The organism is Flavobacterium faecale (genome assembly GCF_048320115.1).
GTDB lineage: Bacteria > Bacteroidota > Bacteroidia > Flavobacteriales > Flavobacteriaceae > Flavobacterium > Flavobacterium faecale_A.
In genome coordinates this window covers 2243264-2266963 of sequence record NZ_CP182943.1, presented here as the reverse complement: position 1 = coordinate 2266963, position 23700 = coordinate 2243264, and the positions used below count along the sequence as shown (strand labels likewise).

The window sequence follows — 23700 nt, the reverse complement described above, 5'->3', positions numbered from 1 at the left end:
CTAAAAAAAATAAAACGTAATAAAATAGGTTGGTACCATAGTCTTCAAACTTGGGGAGAAAACTTGTAAAAGCTAAATCTCTTCAAAAAAATATTTTTTTGAAGTACTCCATCAATATTAAAATGATAATTACAATAAATAAGATTAAAAAATGATTCTTTCGTGTTGTAGATTTCGTTAGACAATCAACTTTTTTAATTAATACAGTAGATGTTTTCGTGGTTATAGTATCTACCGAAGCTTATTTACAGATAAAAATAAAGGACTCTAAATAAGAAACGATTCCTTTACTTATTGATTCAAAGTTAGTTAGATTCTTAAATAAGAAGAAAAAAAAAGGTTTAAACAAGATTAATTACATCTAATATCGATAAAGAACAATATGTGGTAAGAAATTAAATCTACTTTTAAAACAAACATAATAAATAGACTGTTAATTACATGATTATTAGTTTATTACAAATAAAACTACATGTAAAATGTTAATGCAAAATTATTGTTAAAAATGCAAAAATATATTTTAATTAATCTTTATCATTGACCTATTTTAATAAATATGATACTAGGATATTTTGTAATAACTTACTAATTCATAATTGAAGATTTTTGGCTACTAAAAATTAAAAAAAGCTCCATTACCAAAATTTTAACATAAAATTTTGATATAAAAAAACAGCAGTAAATTTAGATTTACTACTGTCTGTATGATTAACTTCTATAAAAATTAAAACTATATTTTTTCTAATAAAAGCCCCGTTGCTGTAAGTCCAGGTCCAAATGCCATCGCAACAATTTTCTTTCCTGATTCAATTTGATCATCATTAATAATTTTATTAAAAATATGAGGAATAGTAGCTGATGACATATTACCATGTTTCCTTAGCACCTCATAAGACCAGCTGGCCTGTTCTTCCTGTAATCCCAATTCGCCTACAACATAATCTATGATTTTAGGGCCACCTGGATGAATTGCAAAATGCATATCTGATTTTAATGCATCGAGCTCTACATTGGCTTTTTGACATAGTACAGTTAAAAAAGTCTTTATATTTTTCCGAATAAAAACAGGCACTCTTTTGGAAAGTGTCATTAAAAAATTATATTCGCCTAAATCCCAGGACATATCTTCAAGAGAATCAGGAATAATTACTTCATGTGCGGCCAAAATACGCAATCCTTTTTTTTCTGAGATACTCTTATCATTAAAAAAGGCTTCTTCTTCATAAAGAGAATATCCAATAAATCCATCTGCAAAAAGGGAACAAATCATCGTATTGGCAGGTGAAAATTCCGTCAGATTCAAATGAGAGGACAGCAATTCTGTATGCACAACATCAGAACGACCATTGGTTTCACTAGCACAAATTAAACTTCTTGCTGTACGGATAGCTGGAAAAGCGCCATAGCATCCCATATGATAGGAATGTGTCACTTGAACATCTTCCCACTTTCGACTTATAACGGCTTCTTGTGCCACGCTAGGAGAAGAATAACCTGAACAGGTCACATGAATTAAATTTTCGGGTTTTGAAGTATTTTTATCATAAAAATGATCGAAAACAAATTTCATTTTTCTTTTAAACCATTCCATCCTCATTTCAATTTTAGGTCCTGAAGAATGTCCTCCAACAACTTCAAATCCTTTGGGAAAATGATAATCATTAGGTGAACTAACATCAAAAATTCTTTCAATATAATCTTCAACTTCTTCAAAAATGACACATTGCCTACTTCCAATTCCCTCTTTAGAAACAGAGTATTTATCCACATGTTCAGAAACAGATTCAAAAGTTACGGGTTCGTGAAAACCGTGTTGAAGAGCTAAGTTTTGAAAATGAAAATATAAATACTTTGTATATTGATTTAGCTTCGCCTGATCGATTAATTTACCGACTTGAATAGGGTGAAAATTAGAGAGAATAATCTTTTTCATTTCCTGTCAATTAAATTAGAGTATTAAATTTAAGACAAAAAATCTACATATTAAAATGATAACTACTTAAGCTGCAGATATTCCCCTATTTGAAATAAAACACTCACAACCAATATATTAACGCTTCAAAACAACGACCCTATTTAGCTATAAAAATACTTCAAAAGGATTTCCAATAGAACTCTAAAAAAACAATGCTTTTTCTTTGAATATATAGTATTTTTGAACTTATCAAAGACTAGTTGTAATTTACAAACTAAATAAAATCTCAAACGATGAAAAAAGCCTTCCTTTTAATACTATCATTTTCTTTAACCAGTTGTGCCGAAATGCAACAAGTTATAGCACAATTACCTCAAACGACTACAACGGCTGTAGATATTTCAAGCGGACTTAAAGAAGCTTTAAACAATGGCATCAGTAAACAAGTAAGTAAATTAACCGCCACTGATGGTTTTTACAAAAATGCGGCAGTTAAAATTCTACTACCAGCTGAATTACAAAAAGTGGATTCTGGTTTGAGAAAAATAGGAATGAGTTCCCTAGCCGATGAAGGACTTAAAATGTTGAATAGAGCAGCCGAAAATGCTGTGAAAGAAGCAACCCCGATATTTATAAGTGCGATTAAAAACATGACCATTACTGACGCAAGAGGTATCTTAATGGGAAATGAAATGGCAGCTACCAGCTATTTACAAAATTCTACTTCATCAGCTTTGTACACAAAATTTAATCCTGTTGTAAAAAACTCCTTCAGTAAAGTGGGAGCAGATCAAGTATGGTCAAATATCATTACAAAATACAATAGTATTCCATTGGTAACTAAAGTAAACCCAGACTTAAATGATTATGTTACCAAACAAGCTATGAGTGGGGTATTTAAAATGATTGCTGTAGAAGAAAAAGAAATTAGAACCAATATAAACGCAAGAACTTCTACCCTATTACAAAGAGTTTTTGCCATTCAAGACAAAAAATAACTCGTTTTTAAAATTAGCTGATATACCATTAAAACATATAAGACTTAAAAATGCAACATTTCACCTTATTGATTCACTGTAAAGACCAGAAAGGAATCATTGCAGCAGTAACAAATTTTATTCTAAAAGTAGAAGGAAACATCATATACCTTGACCAACATGTGGATGTTGAGCAAAATGTGTTTTTTATGCGACTAGAATGTGAACTTACTAACTCCATTCATACAGTTGCTTCGGTCAAAGAAGACTTCAGTACTTCCATTGCCAAAGATTTCAAGATGGCATGGGAATTTTACAATAAAGACATTAAACCAAAAATGGCCATATTTGTATCTAAATACACGCATTGCCTATATGACATTTTAGGCCGCAATAGCTCTGGTGAACTAAATGTCGAAATTCCTTTAATCATTAGCAACCATGAAGATTTAAGACCAATAGCAGAACAATTCAACATTCCTTTCTTTCATGTTCCTTTTACCAAAGACAATAAAGAAGAAGGGGAAAAAAGACAAATAGAATTGCTAAAAGAATACAATATAAACTTTATCGTATTGGCACGTTATATGCAAATTATTACTCCAAAGTTGATTGAATTGTACGAAAATAAAATCATTAACATTCATCACTCTTTCCTACCTGCTTTCCCAGGCGCGAAACCCTATCATTCTGCTTTTAAACGCGGTGTAAAAATTATTGGAGCCACAAGTCATTATGTTACCGAAGAATTAGATGAAGGTCCAATTATTGACCAAGATATCAGCCGCGTATCTCATGTAAACTCTGTTGAAGATTTTATCATGAAGGGGAAAGATTTAGAGCGAATTGTATTGGCGAGAGCTATCAAACTACATTCTGAAAGAAAAATGATGGTGTATTGCAATAAGACCGTTGTATTTTATTAATAGATTTTAAAAATATTAATTTTTGAATCCAGACAGCGAAACATACTACTACTTAAAAATCAAATAGTTACACCGTTTTACGAAATAATTAACTTATTTATCAGAAAGTAATAACTAAATTTTAACAAGCTTAAAAGCTTTTCTGTAGCATCTTTGCAGAGTAATAAATTGGTTATTTATTATTTGGTTTTGGTTAGTTAAAAGATTGCCGTTGTTTAACAAAACAGCGGCTTTTTTTATTTTATATCGTTTAGAAAGGCCAGTACAGCTTCATTAAAAAAGCTAGGCTGATCAACGTTAACAACATGGCCAGATCTTGAGATTACAATTAACCTAGTACTCTGATTGTGACTTGATACTACATTTATAACTGGGGGTAAAAACATATAATCCTCTTCTCCCATGATATAAAGTGTTTCTATAACTATTTCTTTTTCTCTAAAACATTTCAAAAGTGCATTAACATCATTGGTTAATTTAAACCATTTTAGAAATTCACTTTGATTCATTTTTTTTGCTTCTTGAACAAACAAAGCACGTGATTGCCTATGGTTTCTTTTGGGCATAATCACAAAAGCAAAAAAACGATACAAAAAGAGATAAGGAAGAACATATTTGAAGAAATTACCCAGTTTAATTAATAGTTGAGATCTTAAATTTAACTTTAGAATAGCGCCTCCCATAACCATACTTTGCACTCGGTGAGGGTGCGCTTCTGCCAATTGCCTAATTAAAATTGTACCTAAAGAAATCCCAACAAAATGTGATTTGGTAATTTTAAGAAAATCCAAAACTTCTAGAATATCATCTGCTAAAGCAGAAAAAGTATATCGTTTACTATTTCCTGAGGTTTCCTTTGAGTTTCCATGTCCTCTAAGGTCTACTAATAATACGTTAAACTCTTTTCTAAAATCTCTAATTTGCTTGAACCAAATTGAGGAACTTCCGCCAGCTCCATGCACAAAAGTGACCCATTGGTCAGAAAGACTATTTTCATATACGTAGTAATGTAACAAGAGTTATCGAATTTATTAGTTCATTTTGCATTACCATACACCCCCTATCTATTCGCTACAGTTTCTTAGCTTCATCCCAAAAAACATCCATCTCTGCTAAGGTCATTTCCATTAACGGCTTTCCTAATTCTCCCGCTTTATTTTCTAAATATTGAAAACGCTTGATGAATTTTTTATTGGTACGTTCCAAAGCGTCCTCAGGATTAATATTCAAAAATCGAGCATAGTTAATCATCGAAAAAAGAACATCTCCAAATTCAGCCTCCATTTTATCTTGATCCCCTACTTTAACCTCTTCCTGTAATTCTTGCAGTTCTTCTTGTACCTTATCCCAAACTTGATGCGGTTCTTCCCAATCAAAGCCTACACCTTTAACCTTGTCTTGGATTCTACTTGCCTTTACCAGAGCGGGCAAACTTTTGGGAACTCCTTCCAAAACGGATTTTTTTCCTTCTTTCAATTTTAATTTTTCCCAGTTTTGCTTCACCTCTTCTTCGTCAGCAACCACAGCATCACTATAGATGTGCGGATGACGGTGAATCAATTTTTCACAAATCTCATTACACACATCACCCATATCAAAATCATTGGTTTCGCTTCCTATTTTGGCATAAAAAACGATGTGCAATAATAAATCACCAAGCTCTTTTTTGACTTCGTTCAAATCATCGTCTAATATAGCATCTCCCAACTCATAAGTTTCTTCAATGGTGAGATGCCTTAAACTTTGCATGGTTTGCTTTTTATCCCAGGGACATTGTGCCCGCAATTCATCCATAATGGTCAATAATCGATCAAAGGCTTGTAATTGTGTTTTTCTTGTATTCATTAGAATTGAAATTAATTTGGCTACGTCTCTCCTTTGTAAAAATAACAAATCCTGTAATCTCTATTCAAGATTACAGGATTTATTTAAAAAAGAATAAATAATTACTCTTTAACTGTTTTTGTTTTTTTAGGTTTCTCTGCAACCACCGATTCCTCAGTCACGGCTTCAGTAGCAGCCTCAGATGCAGCAGTCTCTTCCACTACTAACCCTTTAGACTGCAATGTATTATACCAGTTCAAGATTTTTTTCACATCAGAAGCGTAAACTCTGTCTTCATCATAATTAGGCAAAATTTCTTTCAAGTAAGCTAACAAAGTAGCATTATCTTCTTTATGAGAAATAGCTTGTCCGTAGTTATGTTTTACAGCAATAGCTTCCATGATTTCTACTAGTGGCTTTTCTCCGTCATAAGTGTAAATAGAAATCTCAGATAACAAACTCACGTTACTTTTCAAGTTAACTGTGATTTTTTTTCCGTCAGACAATGACTCTGCTACAAATCCTGTACGAGTTTGTACTCTTAAAACATATAAACCTGGCTTACCAGAAATAGATAAAATTTTTTCTAAATTCATTTTTATATTTTTTTCTAATTTTTTTGATTTCCTTTTTAAACTTAAAATATTCTTGGCATTGAACTTTTAAAAACTCAAGGGACTATCTTCCTTTTTTACCAAAAAATTTCATTCGGTAATCTTGGAAAGTTTTTCCTTCCATGATGTTTTTTAATTTCTTTTGAATCAAACGTTTTTTAAGAGACGAAATTTTATCAGTGAACAATATTCCTTCTATATGATCGTATTCATGCTGAATTACTCTGGCAATCAATCCGTCAAAAACCTCTGTTTTCATTACGAAATCCTCTTCACAATATTCAAGTATAATCCTTTCCTTTCTATAAACATCTTCACGAACATCAGGAATACTCAAACAGCCTTCGTTAAAAGCCCATTCTTCACCCTCTTCTTTTATAATTTTTGCATTGATAAAAGTTCGTTTGAAACCGTTCATTTTCTTTTGCTCTGTTTCAGCTAAATCTTCATCATCGCAAAAAGGAGTGGCATCAATCACAAACAATCGCAACGCTAAGCCTACTTGAGGCGCTGCTAATCCTACTCCTGATGCATTGTACATCGTTTCGTACATATTAGCAATTATTTCTTTTAAATTAGGATGTTCTGGCGTTAAGGTTGCTCCTACTTTACGTAAAACCGGATCACCATATCCTACTATTGGTAAAATCATTGTTTTCTATATTAATTTTTCATCTGTAAATTCAAGAATACTTTTTCATGAATTTACCATGGATGGCAAAAATAGTAAAAAAATAGACAACGACTATTCTAAGCCAAACAATTCCTATTTTTTAACTTATTCTCTAATTTCGAAATTAAATTGTAGCTCAATTCCACTTTACAATTGCTATTTTTGTGTTTAACAAATGATACTATGATAGCTCATATACATAAGTTCAAAGAAAGTACCGAATTCACTAATGCCTTAAAAGTCACTATTTCTGGTGTACTTCCTGTTTTATTTTTTTCAAACCTTGGTCAAATAGCCACTGGAATCACCATTGCTCTAGGCGCCTTTTTTGTCTTTCCAAGTGACATCCCAAGTAATTTAAAACATAAGATTAACGGATTGATAGTGACTAGCCTTATCGTATCTGGAGCCAATTTAATAATCAATCTTTTTCATCCTTATCCCATCCTTTTTTACCCAATACTAACTGGATTAATCTTCCTTATTTCGATGTTGGCAGCTTATGACCAAAGAGCCACAATGGTCGCTTTTTCAGGTTTATTATCTGTCTCCTTGTCTTTTGCTCATCTCAATACAGGTTGGTTTGAAATTATGAAACATGCGGGATTGTTACTAAGCGGCGGCTTGTTTTACTTATTAATTTCAGTTATGTTTCACTACATTCGTCCGAATCGATATATTGAAATACAATTAGTTGAATGCATGAAACTCACTTCTAAATATCTGAAATTAAGAGGTGATTTATGGGAATTTAATTCTAACCGAAAGGAGATAACAAAAAAACAGCTTTACCTTCAAGTGGAGTTGAACACTATCCATGAAAACATTCGTGAAATTTTAATTCGAAACCGCACCAACTACGGTTCTTCAAATCAAAATAGAAAAATGCTTTTATCCTTTATTTCATTAGTTGAAATAATGGAATTAGCAATCGCTACTTCATTTGACCATAACAAATTACATCAAAAATTTGACGCACATCCTTTTGTTTTAATCACCTATCAAAATCTAGCATACAACCTGAGTCGAAGTTTAAAACATTTATCTCAAAGTATTTTAAACAAAACTGCTTATCAATCAAAACACAGTTTAACGGATGATTTAAATCAATTAGAAGAAGCTATTGAAGAATACAAAAAAGACTTAGGACCAATCGATTCTATTGAAGGAGTTTTGATGTTGACTACCATGTTAGATTACGCAGAAAAGCAGGTTGAAAAAATTAAAATTCTAGAAAGAGCTTTTACCAAAACCGTACAACTCAAAGACTTAAACGGACGTGATAAAGAATTAGAAAAACTGGTTCAGCATCATTATTATCCCATCCATACCTTTATTGAAAACTTAAATTTCTCCTCGACTATATTTCGCCATTCGCTTCGCATTACCATAACCATCCTAATCGGTTTTTTTATAGGAAAGATTCTTCCCTTTCAAAATGTGTATTGGATATTACTAACCATAGTCGTGATCATGCGACCAGGTTACGGATTAACTAAAGAAAGAACTTATCATCGATTTATAGGAACGGTAATTGGCGGTGTAATTGCTTTTTCAATACTTTCGTTTACTCCTAATACAACTATTTTAGGGTGCATCGCAATTGCCTGTATGATTTTAGGATTTTCTTTTAACCCTACTAATTATAAAATAGGAACAACTTTTATAACGGTACATGTTATTTTTGTCTTTGCTATTCTTACTCCTAATATGGAAAACCTAATTCAATACCGAATTTTAGATACCATCGTTGGGGCGATTCTTGCCTTCATGGCTAATTATTTTTTATGGCCAAGTTGGGAATTTCTGAACATCCCTGAATACTTAGAAAAAGCAATTCAAGCTAATAGAAATTATCTAAAAGAGTTTTCCTCACTGTATAATTCCAAAGGAGCCGTCTCTTCCTCTTATAGACTAGCTAGAAACCAAGCCTTTATTGAAATTGGAAATCTAATGGCGTCATTTCAAAGAATGGTACAAGAACCCAAGTCCAAACAAAACAAACTCCCTCTTTTTTACAAACTGACAGTACTCAACAATGCCTTCCTTTCGTCTGCAGCCTCTTTAGGAACTTATACACAATCTCACAAAACAACAGATGCTTCTGCTACATTCAACGATGCCATTAATCAGATTATTCAAAAATTAGATTACGCCATTTTTTTGTTGCACGAAAACAAAACAGAAACTAGCGAGCCAACCGAAACCTCAATATCTTCCAATAACTTCGATAATTTAAAGAGTATTAGAGCCAAAGAGTTCCAACAAGGAATGGAAGCCAATCAAGCTATATCACTTCATAAAATGCAAGAAGCACAATTGGTTATCGAACAACTTATTTGGCTAACAAATCTTTCAGATAATATTGTCAAGACAACACAACAGTTACTAACTGCTGAATAAAAATAGTCAAAAAAAAAGCGACTGACAGAATTGTCAATCGCTTTTAAAAATAGTTTTTCAAAAAATTTATTTTAATTTCAATACCTCAGCCGTATTGCTTCGTACTTGTTCTAACAATTCTGGATTTTTATTTAATTCTTGACCATAAGACGGAATCATCATTTTTAATTTCTGCTCCCATTCAGCTGTTTTAATTTTATCTTTATAGCATCTTCCAATCACGTCAATCATAATTGAAACAGCCGTTGAAGCACCAGGTGAAGCACCAAGTAAAACTGACAAAGTTCCATCTGCAGAAGTAATCACCTCAGTACCAAACTCTAATTTACCACCTTCTTTTTCATCTTTCTTAATAACTTGAACCCTCTGTCCTGCACGTTCAATAACCCAGTCTTTGGATTTAGCACCAGGAACATATTCTCTCAAGGCCTTTATCCTATCTTCAGGAGATTGTCTCACTTGCTCAATCAAATATTTAGTCAAAGGAATATTTTTATATCCTGCAATCACCATCGGAACAATATTATCTAATTGAATCGATTTTGGCAAATCAGAATATTTACCATTTTTCAAGAAACGAGTAGAAAAACCAGCGAATGGTCCAAACAACAATTGTTTTTCACCATTTATCATTCTAGAATCAATATGAGGAACAGACATAGGTGGTGCACCTACACTTGCTTTTCCGTACACTTTAGATTCGTGCTGCGCAATTATCTCTGGATTAGTACATTTCAACCATTGTCCACTAACAGGGAAACCACCAAATCCTTTTCCTTCAGGAATTCCAGCTTTTTCTAATAATGGCAATGATCCTCCACCAGCACCAATAAATACAAATTTAGTATATGCTTTTCTTTTTTGACCTGTTCCTAAATCTGTAATCTTAATTCTCCAAGATTTATCTTCACGCTGTTTTAATTTTTGAACTTCGTGATTAAAGTACATATTCACACCATCCATTTTAGCTAAATAACCAAACATATTTCTGGTTAATTCTCCAAAATTCACATCTGTACCAATAGCCATTGTGGTTCCTGCAACCTTATCTGACTCTTTTCTACCTTCCATAACAAGAGGCATCCATTTTTGCAGTTCAGCAAAATCAGTACTAAACAACATATCCTTAAACAATGGATTTGCTTGCAAGGTTTCGTAGCGTTTTCTTAGGTATTTTACGTTTTTATCTCCCCAAACAAAACTGATATGCGGAATTCTTTTAATGAAATTTTCTGGAGCAGATACTTTTTCTTGTTGTACCAAATAAGCCCAAAATTGTCGAGAAACTTCAAAAGATTCTGCAATACTAATGGCTTTTTTAGGATCGATGCTACCATCTTTCCCTTCTGGTGTATAATTCAATTCACAAAAAGCAGAATGCCCTGTCCCAGCATTGTTCCATGCATCAGAACTTTCAGCAGCAGCTATATCTAATCTTTCGTAAATATCAATGGTTAAATCTGGTTGTAATTCTTTTAGAATTAAGCCAAGTGTGGCACTCATAATTCCAGCTCCAATTAGAACTACATCACTATTCGAACGTATGGTTGTATCAGGCATAATATTTTAGTATAAAGCGCAAAGATACTTTATATTATCATAATTAAAACACCTATTCAAAGCTAAATAGTTACATTTATCACTACAATAAGTCTATTTAACAAAGAATTATTAAAACATTTTGCGCGACAAATAATCCTGCAACATAATCGTTGCCGAAATTTCATCAATCAAGCCTTTATTTTGTCTTTGTTTTTTCTTCAAGCCACTATCAATCATGGTTTGAAAAGCCATTTTAGAAGTAAAACGCTCGTCCACTCTTACCACTTTCATATCCGGAAAATGATTGGTAAAATGCGTCACAAAACCCTTTATAATAGAAGCACTTTGAGAAGGAGTTCCGTTCATTTGTTTTGGCTCACCAATGAGTACTAATTCGACTTTTTCTTTCGAAAAATAATCTTTTAAGAAATCAATGGCTGTTGCACTAGGAATAGTTGTCAATCCCGATGCTATAATTTGCATTTCATCAGTCACTGCAATTCCGGTACGTTTCTGACCGTAGTCGATACAAAGTATTCTCGCCATAATTCAAATTTGATTTTGCAAAGATAGTTTAGTTTTTGAAATTGATAATCATTTTATCTCTATGACTAATTTCAACAATTCTCCATCCTACTATCTACTATTTTAAAAAGTAAAAATGGAGCTGTTTAAAAAAATCCAATTATCTTTGTCGCAAAAATTTTAAAATCATGAGTGCATTACAAACAATTATAGAACAAGCTTGGGAAAACAGAGCTTTGTTACAAGAAGAAACAACCACTAACGCGATTAGAGAAGTTATTGAACTATTAGACTCAGGAAAATTACGCGTTGCTGAACCAAAAGCAGATACTTCGACTTCGCTCAGTACAGGCTCCTGGCAGGTAAACGAATGGGTAAAGAAAGCAGTAGTAATGTATTTCCCTATTCAAAAAATGGAAACTTGGGAAGCTGGAATTTTTGAATACCATGACAAAATGGAATTGAAAAAAGACTATGCTGAAAAAGGTGTTCGTGTGGTTCCTGGAGCTTCTGCTCGCTACGGTTCTTTTATCTCTAGCGGTGTAATCATGATGCCTAGTTATGTAAACATTGGAGCGTATGTTGATGCTGGAACAATGGTAGATACTTGGGCTACTGTAGGTAGTTGTGCTCAAATTGGAAAAGACGTTCACTTGAGTGGTGGTGTAGGTATTGGTGGTGTTTTAGAGCCATTACAAGCTGCTCCAGTTATCATTGAAGACGGTGCTTTCATCGGTTCTCGTTGTATTGTTGTTGAAGGTGTTCACGTAGGTAAAGAAGCGGTTCTTGGTGCTAACGTATGTTTGACTGCCTCTACTAAAATTATTGATATTACAGGTGATGAGCCAGTTGAGATGAAAGGATACGTTCCTGCTCGTTCAGTGGTGATTCCTGGAAGTTATACTAAAAAATTCGCTGCTGGTGAATACCAAGTGCCTTGTGCATTAATCATTGGTACTCGTAAACCATCTACTGATTTGAAAACGTCATTGAACAATGCGTTGAGAGAATATGATGTTGCGGTTTAAATCTTAAAGGCTACTATTTAAAATCCCAAATTCCAAAGTTTGACTTTAGAATTTGGGATTTTTTTATTTCATCAATTTCAGCTTCAGCTTTAAGTATTTTTTTCTGGTGATTTTACCTTTGAATGTTTTGGTTTTTTCGAGCAGTAGTTGCTGTAGCTTCTCTTCAGATTGCCCGCTTAATTCGGCATATTTTTTAGCAATAACTTTGACCATGGTTTTGGAGAGCCACATTTTTTTGAAATTATCCATACGGGCCTCGATGGATAAGGTTTCAAATTTCATCCGGTTCAAGTCAATTAAATAGAAATCATATTTCCCAGCTCCTTTATTTACAATTAAGGTATTGCCTGGTGAATGGTCTAAAAAATTAACCCTTGCTTCGTGCATCTTATACGTAAAAGCAGCAAATTGTTCTAAAATATTATTTCGATCAGGAAACAAAGGGTTATGAATGAGTTCACGAATGGTAAAATCATAATCTATATGCTTGCAGATATAATAACTATCCTGAAGTAATCCTAAACCATTTTTTTCTTCGGTATAAGCAACAGGAAATGGAGTTGGAATTTGATGCTCCAAAAGATAATTGGCATAATCAAAAGACCGCTTAGCCTTGGTGCTTCTAAAAAAAGAATAAATAATCGATTTAAAAAGTCCTGGTTTTTGAAAAAACTTAATATTTATTTTTTCTCCTTCCAAATTACTGGACTTAATCGTATTGCGCGCTCCTTGAACAATCAAGTCACCACTACTTAAAAAATCATCAACCAACTGAGAGATAAGGGCTTCTTTTTCTTTATAAAGAGAATGAGTAGTGATTTGCACGATATAGGATATTATTTTTGGTTTAAAAGTATAAAAAATAGTACTTTGCAACAAGAAATAGTTTTAGGAAGGAATGTGTCGTGTCGAATTTAATTGTTTATTAACTATTCAAATAGCGAATTACATGCCTCTAATAAAATCAATAAAAACTGCATGAAAGTTTTAATCATACAAAACAAGAGAATTGGTGATGTTTTAATCAGTTCAGTAATTGCAAACAATTACAAAGCCAAACATCCTGATGCCACCATTCATTTTATGGCGTATGACTTCACTCATGGCGTACTATTAAACAATCCTAATATTGATAAAATCATTAGTATTAACGACAAAGAGCTCAAACGCCTACCTGTTTTATTAAAATTAATTCGAAAAATTAAAAAAGAGCATTACGACATCATCATAGATCCGTATTCTAAAACACAAAGTAGATTAATTTGTAAATTCTCAGGCGCCAAACAAACCATTGGACACAAAAGCCGAAAAAAAATAGGCCAATTGGGCTTCTACACGCATCCAGTAGCAATTTCCAAAGAAAAAACTAAAATATGCGGTAAAGCTATCGAAGACCGCATCCATCTATTACAACAAGCTGATACTTTTTCTAAGATTGACTATGAACCCAAACTATTCTTGTCTGAAGCCGAAAAAAACGAGAATCTATTAGGTCACTATGCTAATAAAAAAGTAATTGTTTTTGGAATTCTAGGAAGCACGCCACAAAAGTCAATGCCTTATGAATACGTGGCAGAAATTGTTGATTTCATATCAAACCAATATGATGTTTACATCATGTTCAACTATGCTCCAAACCAAAAAGCTGAAGCTCAAAAGATATATAATCTTTGCCAAAAAAAAGAAAACATCATTTTAGATATTTACGCACCTACTATAAGGGATTTTATCAAACTCATGTATCAATCAGCACTTTTAGTTTCTAACGAAGGCGGAACCGTTCATATTGCTAAAGCCCTAAACAAACCTACATTTACAATTTTCTCCCCTTATGTCAACAAAGACCATTGGGCAAGTTTTGAGGATGGAAAATTCCATACTTCGGTCCACTTACTAGAAATGAAACCCGATTTATTTGACAGCTTCACCTTTGAAGAACGAAAAAAAATAGAAGCTAATCCAGAAGAATTGTATTTACAGTTAACACCAGAACTTATTCTACCACAACTCGATCAATTCTTAAAAAACAACTTATAACAAAAAAGCAATTCTTTACGAATTGCTTTTACATTTTTTATTACTTCTTGATTCCAAAATCAGTCCATTTCTTTTTTTCTAATTTGGTTTCTTTTCGAATATTCTTATTCTTATTAATCGATTCTGGAGTAGCATACCCTCTAGGATGATCTAAATGCAAACAAACGGTACTGTAACGAATTTGTTTCGGCTTAATGCCGTAATTAACCAATCGCTCTCCTAATTCCCTATCTTGACCACCATATTGCATACGCTCATCAAAACCATTGATTGCTAATATATCTTTCTTCCACCCTGAAGCATTATGCCCATTCCAGCTTGGTGTTGTTGGAGTTAACCAGTTCAAAATATCACTTTTAAGACCTTTAGCATCTACTTTATTATTTTTAAACGAAGCCTTCATTCCGTTTTTCTTTAGCCAAGCAACATCAAAACACAAATCGGCGTAAATATCCTCTTTAGTTATTTTTTGAGACAACTCCATTGGCAACTTATGATAGCCACCAGACAAGAAATAACCCTCTTCACGATATTTAATATGTTGCTCTACAAAATCAGGACGCGGGATACAATCGCCATCAGACATCATGATATAATCTGTGGTACAGGCCAAAATCGCTTTGTTCAAAATCTGAGATTTTTGAAAACCATTATCTTCATGCCAAACATGAATAATTGGGTAAAAAACTTCTTTCTTCATCGTTTCAATCAAATCGATAGTTTCTTGACGGGAACCATCATCAGCAATGACCATTTCGAAGTTACGATAGGTTTGTGTATTGTAACCCCAAATCACTTTTTTAAGCCATTCGGGCGAATTATAAGTACTGATTACTACGGAAATATTCTTTTGCATAATGGCGCAAAGATAACCTAAAATTGTTAATTTTGCTTTCTTCAAATTGAAAAATAAATGACAACTCTCTCCGTAATAATCCCTACTTACAACGAAATAGATTATATTGAAGACGCCATAAAATCGGTGGATTTTGCAGATGAAATAATTGTTATTGATTCTTTCAGCACAGATGGAACCCATGAAAAAGTTTTGGAACTAGGCTGTCAATTAGTAGAACGAAAATTCGACAATTTTTCAAGTCAAAAAAACCATGCTATCAGCTACGCAACTGGAGATTGGGTATTATTTATTGATGCTGATGAAAGAGTAACTCAAAAATTAAAATCTGAAATTCTAAAAACCATTCAAAATAGTAAACATGGGGGCTACAAGATTAGTTTCCCACATTTTTTCATGAACCGCTTTATGTACCACAAAGTGGACCGTGTCGTTCGATTGGTCAAAAATCAAGATTTAAAATTTACTGGAGATGTGCATGAAAAATTACATTTTAAAGGTAGCGAGGGAGTTTTGAAAAATTTCATGATTCATTACACCTACAAAGGCTTGTTTCATTTACTACAAAAAAAGGATTCTTACGCTTGGTTTCAAGCTCATACTTCTCACAAAAAAGGCAAAAAAGCGACTTACTTTCATTTGATTTTCAAACCTTTTTACCGTTTTTTTTCAACTTATATTTTAAAACGTGGATTTATGGATGGAATTCCTGGATTAGCACTTGCTAGCATTAATGCTTACGGCGTTTTTTCTCGTTACGCCAAAATTCTTTTGATTGAAAAAGAATTAAAATAATCGCAGTTTCCCTAGTCTTAATTTTAATTTAAACTTCAGCAAACTATCTTCTCCTTTAATGTCAATTCGATTAATTTCGTATGGATTTTTAAACGGAAATCGGTTGACTCTATTCCCTATTCGTAACCCCATTTTTATGTTTTGATCCTGAAGTAATTTTTGAAATTGACTTTTCCTAGGTTCTTTTTTGGGAAAATTCCCGTAAGGATATGCTAATGCTGGATAGACATTCAAATTATTTACCCGAATACTACCGTAACACCCCTCAAAATCTGACTTAATTTCATCATCTGACAAAGTCGAATATTTTTGATGTGCATAGGAATGCAAACCTAATTCAATGGAAGCGTCTAGACTTTGCAACATCTCTGCATCCATAATAGCCTCCTTTCCTTCGTTCCACAAATCAGCTTGCCCAATATATTGAAAAGGGATAAAAAAGGTAGCTTTGAGCTTGTACTTATTTAAAAGAGGAACAGCCAACTCTAATTGATTCAATGTAACATCATCAAAGGTAATAACAACACTCTTAGAAGGAATGTTTTTTAATTTTTCTAATTCTGACAGATGAAAACAAGTAAATCCCTTCTCCTTCAAATACCGAAATTGATCCTCTAACTTTGACTCAGAAATAGTAAGCCCTTGCCCTAAACCATCCATTTTACTTACATTGTGGTACATCAAAATTGGTAATCTTGCCATAGTCAAATATTAAATCTAAAACATCACTGTAAAATTATTACATTTGTCATCAATATTCTAACAAATAGAAATTAAAAATTTGAGACCTAAGATTACCGCGCTAACCTTAACGTATAATAATCAATCCACTATTGAAAAGCATATTAAAAGCTTACATTTTGCGGACGAAATTATCATCATAGACGCTTACAGTGAGGATGCAACTGTAAAGTTTGCCTCGGAAAAAGGAGCAGTTGTAATTCAGAGAGCATTTGACAATTTTTCAGCACAACGCAAATTTGCAATACAACAAGCTTCACACGATTGGATTGTTTTCTTTGAAATAGAGGAAAACATATCTAAAGCAATAGCAGAAGAAATTATATCTATTTTATCCGACTCCAACAACATTCATAATGCTTTCAAAGTCAACAGAAATTTTATTTTTCAAAATAAAAAAATAAAATACGGAGCTTGGTATGACCGCGATGTTGTTAGAGTTTTCAATAAAAAAAATAACATATACGACGGTAAATTAATTCATGAACGATTACAAACTAATGGTTCTGTAGGAGTTTTGAAAAACCAAATAGACTACAACAGATACGAAACTTTTGACGCATACAACCAAAAATTAAATCTAGACAGCCAACTTGAAGCAAAAGAACTTTATGATCAAAAAAAGAAGCCTAGCTTCTATGATTTTATTGTTAGACCTTGCTCTTATTTTTTTTATCATTATTTTATCCGAGGCGGATTTATAGACAAAAAAGAAGGTTATATCTTAGCATACATTCATTCCTTTTCTGTTTTCAAACGCTATCTCCAACTGTGGATGATGTATCGAAAATTAGAATAAACCATCATAAAAAAAACAGCATATGTTTGACATTTCAGTTATCATCATTAATTACAACTCTAGTAAATATACTACAGAATGCATCGAAAGTATTATAGAAAAAACCTCAGCCTCTTTAAAGTATGAGATTATTGTAGTTGACAACTGCTCTGAAGAACCAGATTACAATGCTTTGACAAACAGCTGCAATTCAATATCATTTCCTAACTTACTATTAGTTAGAAGCAAAATCAACACTGGTTTTGGTGGCGGAAACATGCACGGAGTTCAATATGCAACGGGTAAATATATCGCATTTGTTAATAATGACAGTCTACTCAAGAATGACTGTTTCTCCATTTTAAAAGAAACACTTGACAACAATCCCTCAATTGGCATGGTGGGAGGACAATCATTTACTGAAGATGGAAAAAGAATGCAAGCTTTTGATCATTTTGCGTCTTTAACAAAAGCATTGATGGGTAGGGATTTTATAGAAAAAATAAATCCGAAAAAATTCCCAAAAAGAAAATCTGAATATACCATGCCTCTACAAGTGAGTTATGTACAGGGAAGTTTTATGATGCTCAGAACAGCTGATTTTAATCGTGTAGGTGGTTTTGACACTAATCTATTTTTATACCACGAAGAAACTGATTTAGCAACACGACTAAAAAATATAAACAAAAGTTGTTACTTAATTCCTGAAGCACAATACATACATTATCACGGGATGAGCACACCTTCTTCAATAGACATCAAAATTGAACTAAAAATTTCACATCTTTATGTTATTAGAAAACATTGTGGCTATTTAGCATACAAAGTTTTAAACATACATTTAATAATCAACTATTTTTTTAAAAGTATTTTCAAACCTAAATATTGGAAAATATTCAATGTTCTATTTATTGGTGCACCATTGTCAAAATCACTTAAAACGAAGCAAAAAATAGTTAATCTCAACACTGAAGTATAATGATATCAGTTGCTTTATGTACTTACAACGGATCTAAATACTTAGCTAAACAACTCGATAGTATTTTAAACCAAGAGGATTATGTCCCCGATGAAATAATTATTTGCGATGATAATTCAACAGATAATACTATAGAAGTTCTCTCAAGATATAAATCCAAATATCCTAAAATCATTAATATTCACCAAAATGAATTCAATTTAGGAAGTAACTTAAATTTCAAAAAAGCGATATCACTTTGCACAGGTGACTACATTTTTCTGTCTGACCAAGACGATTTATGGAAAAAAGATAAGACAAAAAAAACCATCACATTTTTAAACAATCATCCAGAAATCGAGGCTGTGTTTACCAATGCGGATTTAATTGATGACAACGACAAAATTTCCAATAATGCCACATTATGGGATGCTATTTCATTCTTTGAAAAAGAACTACCCAAACCAATTGCTTTTTTAAGCACAATTGCTTTGAATGGAAACATTGCAACGGGGGCAACCATGTGTTTTAAGGGTAATTGGAAAAAAGAGATTGTTTCAATTATTAAAAAAACAGGTAATCTTCATGATGAGTTGATTGCAAAAAAGCTTGCCTTTAATTCTAAATTGGGTTATATCGCCGAAAATCTTACCTCCTACCGAATACATCAAAATCAACAAGTAGGTATCAAGAAAAAAAGTAAAATTAAAGCCAAATTAAGAGTAAAAAGAATTGCCCTAGGACTTGAAGTTCCTAAAAACACCATAGAATTAAGACATTTGTTCGTTAAACAATATAGTCGATACAAAACATTCATAAATCTACATTATGATATAGATTTGGAACAAAACAATGTGAAACAGAAAGCATTAATTCAAGCATCAAAAAAAGATTGCGAGGAGACATTGAGCAAAATTAAAAAGAGTAATTTTTTACTTTATATATACTTTATACTAATCGATAAAATTACAAGAAAACGTCAGCTATGAAAAAATATGACTACCTAATTGTTGGTTCAGGACTTTTTGGAAATGTGTTTGCTCATGAAGCGACAAAAAAAGGAAAAAAATGCCTTGTAATCGACAAAAGAAATCATTTTGGAGGAAACATATACTGTGAGAATATTGAAGATATCAATGTACACAAATATGGAGCACATATTTTTCACACTAATGACAAATACATTTGGGACTATGTAAATCAATTTGCTGAATTCAATAATTATATCAATTCGCCCTTATCATTATCTAAAGGAAAACTATATAACCTTCCTTTTAATATGAATACTTTTTATCAATTATGGGGATGCACTACACCTACTGAAGCTAAACAGAAAATTGACAATCAAATTAAAGAATTTGGAGTAGAAAACCCTCAGAATTTAGAAGAACAAGCACTTTCTTTAGTTGGAAAAGACATTTACAAATCACTTATCAAAGAATACACCGAAAAGCAATGGGGCAGAAAAGCAACAGAACTTCCTGCATTTATTATTAAAAGACTTCCTGTGCGATTTACTTTTGACAATAACTATTTCAATGATAAATATCAAGGCATACCAATTGGTGGTTACAATAAAATCACCGAAGGATTGCTAAAGGGAATTGAAGTTCAATTGAATACTAATTTTTTTGACGACAGAACTTATTATGAATCTTTGGCCGATAAAATTGTATTCACAGGAAAAATTGACGAATATTTTAATTATGAATTCGGAAAATTAGAATATCGTTCTTTACGATTTGAAACTGAAATTCTGGATACTGAAAATTTTCAAGGTAATGCTGTGGTTAATTACAACGATTTAAACATTCCATTTACTCGAATCATTGAGCACAAACATTTTGAATTTGGGAAACAAAAGAAAACTATCGTTACTAAAGAATATCCTGAAAACTGGACGTCAGAAAAAGAAGCTTATTACCCCATCAACGACGAAGTAAATCAAAAAAAATATTCTCAGTATAAAGAATTAAGTCTAAAATCAAAAGATGTTATCTTTGGCGGTAGACTAGCAGAATACAAGTATTATGACATGCATCAAATAATTGCTTCTGCCCTAAATAAATCAAAAATTGAACATGAAACTAAATAAAGATAATAGTATTATTTACATAGCTAGCCCTGCTAATGCTGCAACTGGCGGCCCTTTTCTATTACACCAATTAGCTTATAAACTCATTTGTTTAGGATTTAGGGCAAAAATGTTCTATCCAATTAGTGAAAAAGATAGTAATCCAGTACATGAATTTTACAAACATTTCAACTTACCTTTTACATTAAACATTGATGACAACTCTAATAATTTAATTATAATATCGGAATCTTTTCCCGATTTAGTTTATAAATACAAATCAATAAACAAAGTGATTTGGTGGTTAAGCGTAGACAACTATCCTGGCTTTGAAGGCAGGAAACGAAGCTTCTCACTAAAACGATTTTTAGGAATCAAAAAAACATATTCTTTATACAAAAAACAGCCTAAACACTCTCATTGGGTACAGTCGCACTATGCAAAAAATTATCTTAGCTCGCGAGGCATATCCAAAATTGATTTTCTTTCTGATTTTCTTGATCCAATTTTTTTAACTGAACTAAAAGATAAGATTTTCAACAACCAAACAAAAGAAAACATTGTTGCTTATAATCCAAAAAAAGGTTTCGAAGTAACTCAAAAACTAATTCTTACCTATCCCGAAATAGCATGGATTCCTATTGAAAACATGACCCCAAAAGAAGTAAAAGACTTACTATTAAGGGCTAAAGTTTATATTGACTTTGGTAACCATCCCGGCAAAGATCGCATTCCAAGAGAAGCCGCGATGTGTGGTTGCATTATCATCACAAATAAAAAAGGAAGTGCTAATTTCTATCAAGATGTACCAATTCTGGAAGAATATAAATTTGAATACACCGAACAAAATGAAAATAAGATTATAGAAAAAATTAAAACATCCTTTTTAGAGTTCGATTCAAAAATCAATGATTTTAAAAATTATAAATTAAGCATACTTGCAGAAGAGTCTAAATTTGATGACGATTTAAACAAAATCACTAATGATTTATTCAAACTATAAATTTTAAATTATAATTAATAGAACTCCTAAAATAGTTTAAACCAAAAGATAGTCATGTTTATTTTTTTGAGATTATCTAACCAAAATTTAATTCAATCTCTACAAATAAAACATAAAAAAAGCTAGATTTGTAGCTCATAAAAGAAAACATGATTAACGCTTCGGCTCCAGGTTGGATAGATAAATACTTTTTAAAACAAAAAAAATCTACTGCCGTTTACTCAAACGACATAGACGCCTTTTATCTAAAAGTAAGACAAACTGGTTTTATATATGGTCATATAGTATCTTTTGAAACAGAGACTCCAATTGACACCAAAGGCTGGGTACAGAATGAAATTCCAAAAGTTGCTCTCCTCAATATTTTACATGCCACTTATAAATTACATCATCAAGACGAAAACACAGAACATTTTATAAAAAAAGCTTTGGAATTTTATGATGCCATGCATCCCCAAGGTTTCAATTTATTCAAAAAGGTACTTCCTAATAGCCCTGACTCATTTAATTTAGAGAAAATCATAGATAGCCGGGTACAAACAAACATTGACATTGTAAGCAAAAATTTCTCTCACATTGTTACCAATGCCTTACTTTTCATAGACATATTAGCTTTTAGAGAATTTCTTACTCGAGGCGAGTTACCAGACAAATACTTAAAAAGAATTGAGGAATCTATCGTTAGTGTTATTTCTTTAGCCCTGAAAACCAAAACTAATAAATCTAAATATGACGATTTATTAATTAAGTTGTTTGAGGCATCTGTTCGCTATAGTAAATTTTCTAAAATAAGCATCCATAATATAGACGAATTAAACCTCAGTAATTTCAATTCACAACTAGAGAAATATTACATTATTGATATGGCTGGAATGTCATTATGGAGTGACGGTAAGCTCGAAAATGAAGAAGCTTATTTCCTGTATAAACTCGCAGAAAAAATAGGCGTTTCTGATGATTTCGTAACAAACAGTATTCACGAAACAAATGCATTTATTTCAAGGCATAAAAAAGAAATCCCATATTTTAATTATTCTAATCCGGTAAAACATTTTTATGATCAAACAACTAAAAATGTAGAAACTTTAATCACACGGAATAAAAATCGGCTTTTTAAAGAAATCACTGAAAGTAAAGAACTAATGATTCTGTTGGCCATTTCTACCACAAGAGATTTAGATGAAAAAGAAAAGAAAAAAGTAAAAAAACAGTTATTGGAAATTTGCAAAACGATTCCGTCACTAACTATTTTTTTACTTCCAGGCGGCAGCTTACTACTTCCCATTTTAATCAAATTTATTCCTAAAATGCTTCCATCTGCGTTTAACGAAAACTTAGATAGTGAATAAAAAAAATCGCCTTAACGGCGATTTTTTTATGCTTTACAATTTTAATTGATAAACTTCACTTAGTCCATCATTCGAACTAAAATTCACATTTAAATCGGTTACATATCCTGAATTCAATCCATAAACCCAACCGTGAATAGTCAAATCTTGACCTGCTTTCCACGCACCTTGAACTATTGATGTCTTGCATAGATCATACACTTGCTCTTTTACGTTTATTTCTACAAACGTATTAAAACGTGTAGTTTCGTCTTCAATCGAATCTAGATAGTTATTATGCATGCGATACACATCTTTTATGTGTCTAATCCAGTTATCAATTAATCCTATAGATTGATTCCCCATAGCTGCCTTTACACCACCACAACCATAATGTCCGCAAACAATAACATGTTTTACTTTTAACACATTTACTGCATAATCTAAAACACTTAACATATTCATATCCGAGTGAACTACCATGTTTGCAATATTACGATGTACAAACACTTCACCTGGTTTTGCTCCAATAATCTCATTTGCAGGAACTCTACTGTCCGAACAACCAATCCATAATAATGGTGGATTTTGTCCTTTAGCCAAATCAGCAAAGAAATTTTCATCAATAGCTAATTTAGATTCTACCCATTGTTTATTATTGTCTATTATTTGTTTATAAAAATCACTCATGGAAATATTATTT

At 32.2% G+C, this 23700-nt stretch carries 23 protein-coding genes; 12 read left to right on the top strand and 11 right to left on the bottom strand.

The genetic code is table 11. From position 1 onward, the window contains the following. Window positions 1–730 precede the first annotated feature (730 nt). Window positions 731–1933 carry a 3-oxoacyl-[acyl-carrier-protein] synthase III C-terminal domain-containing protein gene (locus ACNH59_RS09600; protein ID WP_418262327.1) on the bottom strand — a complete coding sequence of 401 codons (1203 nt, stop codon included), beginning with the start codon at window positions 1931–1933 and terminating at the stop codon, window positions 731–733. Window positions 1934–2208: 275 nt separating this feature from the next. On the opposite strand from ACNH59_RS09600, the gene ACNH59_RS09595 reads away from it, so the two are divergent. Both ACNH59_RS09595 and purU read left to right on the top strand, forming a co-directional pair. Next, window positions 2209–2913 (top strand): DUF4197 domain-containing protein, encoded by a 705-nt coding sequence (locus ACNH59_RS09595; RefSeq protein ID WP_418262326.1) that lies wholly within the window; start codon window positions 2209–2211, stop codon window positions 2911–2913. Between the two features lie 50 nt (window positions 2914–2963). Beyond that, a complete protein-coding gene (gene purU, locus ACNH59_RS09590; protein WP_418262325.1) occupies window positions 2964–3818 on the top strand; it encodes a formyltetrahydrofolate deformylase in 855 nt (284 codons plus the stop codon). Between the two features lie 236 nt (window positions 3819–4054). Here the strand turns inward: purU and ACNH59_RS09585 are convergent, their stop codons facing one another. The 4 genes from ACNH59_RS09585 to def all read right to left on the bottom strand — a co-directional run bounded on the left by ACNH59_RS09585 (window position 4055) and on the right by def (window position 6908). Then, window positions 4055–4834 carry an alpha/beta fold hydrolase gene (locus ACNH59_RS09585; RefSeq protein WP_418262324.1) on the bottom strand — a complete coding sequence of 260 codons (780 nt, stop codon included), beginning with the start codon at window positions 4832–4834 and terminating at the stop codon, window positions 4055–4057. A 55-nt stretch (window positions 4835–4889) separates the two neighbouring features. Next, a complete protein-coding gene (gene mazG, locus ACNH59_RS09580; protein WP_418262323.1) occupies window positions 4890–5663 on the bottom strand; it encodes a nucleoside triphosphate pyrophosphohydrolase in 774 nt (257 codons plus the stop codon). A 101-nt stretch (window positions 5664–5764) separates the two neighbouring features. Next, window positions 5765–6238: a DUF5606 domain-containing protein gene (locus ACNH59_RS09575; RefSeq protein ID WP_418262322.1), complete on the bottom strand. Its 474-nt coding sequence runs from the start codon at window positions 6236–6238 to the stop codon at window positions 5765–5767. An 82-nt stretch (window positions 6239–6320) separates the two neighbouring features. After that, complete coding sequence (gene def, locus ACNH59_RS09570) at window positions 6321–6908, bottom strand: peptide deformylase (protein WP_418262321.1); 588 nt, start codon at window positions 6906–6908, stop codon at window positions 6321–6323. A 204-nt stretch (window positions 6909–7112) separates the two neighbouring features. Here def and ACNH59_RS09565 point away from each other — a divergent pair, with 204 nt between their 5' ends. Continuing rightward, window positions 7113–9332, top strand: coding sequence for an FUSC family membrane protein (locus ACNH59_RS09565; protein ID WP_418262320.1), 2220 nt, complete (start codon window positions 7113–7115; stop codon window positions 9330–9332). 66 nt (window positions 9333–9398) lie between these two features. Here the strand turns inward: ACNH59_RS09565 and ACNH59_RS09560 are convergent, their stop codons facing one another. After that, window positions 9399–10892 carry a malate:quinone oxidoreductase gene (locus ACNH59_RS09560; protein WP_418262319.1) on the bottom strand — a complete coding sequence of 498 codons (1494 nt, stop codon included), beginning with the start codon at window positions 10890–10892 and terminating at the stop codon, window positions 9399–9401. Between the two features lie 111 nt (window positions 10893–11003). Continuing rightward, complete coding sequence (gene ruvX, locus ACNH59_RS09555) at window positions 11004–11420, bottom strand: Holliday junction resolvase RuvX (RefSeq protein WP_418262318.1); 417 nt, start codon at window positions 11418–11420, stop codon at window positions 11004–11006. A gap of 167 nt (window positions 11421–11587) precedes the next feature. On the opposite strand from ruvX, the gene ACNH59_RS09550 reads away from it, so the two are divergent. Then, on the top strand, window positions 11588–12427 hold the full coding sequence (locus ACNH59_RS09550; RefSeq protein WP_418262317.1) for a 2,3,4,5-tetrahydropyridine-2,6-dicarboxylate N-succinyltransferase: 840 nt from the start codon (window positions 11588–11590) through the stop codon (window positions 12425–12427). Window positions 12428–12490: 63 nt separating this feature from the next. Here ACNH59_RS09550 and ACNH59_RS09545 read toward each other — a convergent pair whose 3' ends face one another. Continuing rightward, a complete protein-coding gene (locus ACNH59_RS09545) occupies window positions 12491–13303 on the bottom strand; it encodes a lipopolysaccharide kinase InaA family protein (protein WP_418262316.1) in 813 nt (270 codons plus the stop codon). A 102-nt stretch (window positions 13304–13405) separates the two neighbouring features. On the opposite strand from ACNH59_RS09545, the gene ACNH59_RS09540 reads away from it, so the two are divergent. After that, entirely contained in the window at window positions 13406–14464 is a 1059-nt protein-coding gene (locus ACNH59_RS09540; protein ID WP_418262315.1) for a glycosyltransferase family 9 protein, read from the top strand. A gap of 40 nt (window positions 14465–14504) precedes the next feature. On the opposite strand, the gene ACNH59_RS09535 is transcribed toward ACNH59_RS09540, so the two are convergent. Beyond that, window positions 14505–15320, bottom strand: a complete 816-nt coding sequence (locus ACNH59_RS09535; RefSeq protein WP_418262314.1) for a glycosyltransferase family 2 protein — start codon at window positions 15318–15320, stop codon at window positions 14505–14507. A gap of 57 nt (window positions 15321–15377) precedes the next feature. Here ACNH59_RS09535 and ACNH59_RS09530 point away from each other — a divergent pair, with 57 nt between their 5' ends. Further along, window positions 15378–16115 (top strand): glycosyltransferase family 2 protein, encoded by a 738-nt coding sequence (locus tag ACNH59_RS09530; protein ID WP_418262313.1) that lies wholly within the window; start codon window positions 15378–15380, stop codon window positions 16113–16115. Here the strand turns inward: ACNH59_RS09530 and ACNH59_RS09525 are convergent. Next, window positions 16107–16817, bottom strand: coding sequence for a polysaccharide deacetylase family protein (locus tag ACNH59_RS09525; RefSeq protein ID WP_418262312.1), 711 nt, complete (start codon window positions 16815–16817; stop codon window positions 16107–16109). The two genes, ACNH59_RS09530 and ACNH59_RS09525, sit on opposite strands and share 9 nt — an antisense overlap. A 79-nt stretch (window positions 16818–16896) precedes the next feature. On the opposite strand from ACNH59_RS09525, the gene ACNH59_RS09520 reads away from it, so the two are divergent. The 6 genes from ACNH59_RS09520 to ACNH59_RS09495 all read left to right on the top strand — a co-directional run bounded on the left by ACNH59_RS09520 (window position 16897) and on the right by ACNH59_RS09495 (window position 23018). Further along, entirely contained in the window at window positions 16897–17655 is a 759-nt protein-coding gene (locus ACNH59_RS09520; RefSeq protein WP_418262311.1) for a glycosyltransferase family 2 protein, read from the top strand. Window positions 17656–17677: 22 nt separating this feature from the next. Beyond that, on the top strand, window positions 17678–18613 hold the full coding sequence (locus tag ACNH59_RS09515) for a glycosyltransferase family 2 protein (RefSeq protein ID WP_418262310.1): 936 nt from the start codon (window positions 17678–17680) through the stop codon (window positions 18611–18613). Further along, a complete protein-coding gene (locus ACNH59_RS09510; protein WP_418262309.1) occupies window positions 18613–19581 on the top strand; it encodes a glycosyltransferase in 969 nt (322 codons plus the stop codon). Before ACNH59_RS09515 ends, ACNH59_RS09510 begins: the two co-directional genes overlap by 1 nt. After that, window positions 19578–20687, top strand: coding sequence for a UDP-galactopyranose mutase (gene glf / locus ACNH59_RS09505; protein ID WP_418262308.1), 1110 nt, complete (start codon window positions 19578–19580; stop codon window positions 20685–20687). The genes ACNH59_RS09510 and glf overlap by 4 nt, the downstream gene beginning before the upstream one ends. After that, a complete protein-coding gene (locus ACNH59_RS09500; RefSeq protein ID WP_418262307.1) occupies window positions 20674–21669 on the top strand; it encodes a hypothetical protein in 996 nt (331 codons plus the stop codon). The genes glf and ACNH59_RS09500 overlap by 14 nt, the downstream gene beginning before the upstream one ends. A gap of 149 nt (window positions 21670–21818) precedes the next feature. Next, window positions 21819–23018 (top strand): LETM1-related biofilm-associated protein, encoded by a 1200-nt coding sequence (locus ACNH59_RS09495; RefSeq protein ID WP_418262306.1) that lies wholly within the window; start codon window positions 21819–21821, stop codon window positions 23016–23018. A 33-nt stretch (window positions 23019–23051) separates the two neighbouring features. Here the strand turns inward: ACNH59_RS09495 and can are convergent, their stop codons facing one another. Further along, window positions 23052–23687, bottom strand: a complete 636-nt coding sequence (gene can / locus ACNH59_RS09490; RefSeq protein WP_418262305.1) for a carbonate dehydratase — start codon at window positions 23685–23687, stop codon at window positions 23052–23054. Window positions 23688–23700: the final 13 nt, after the last annotated feature.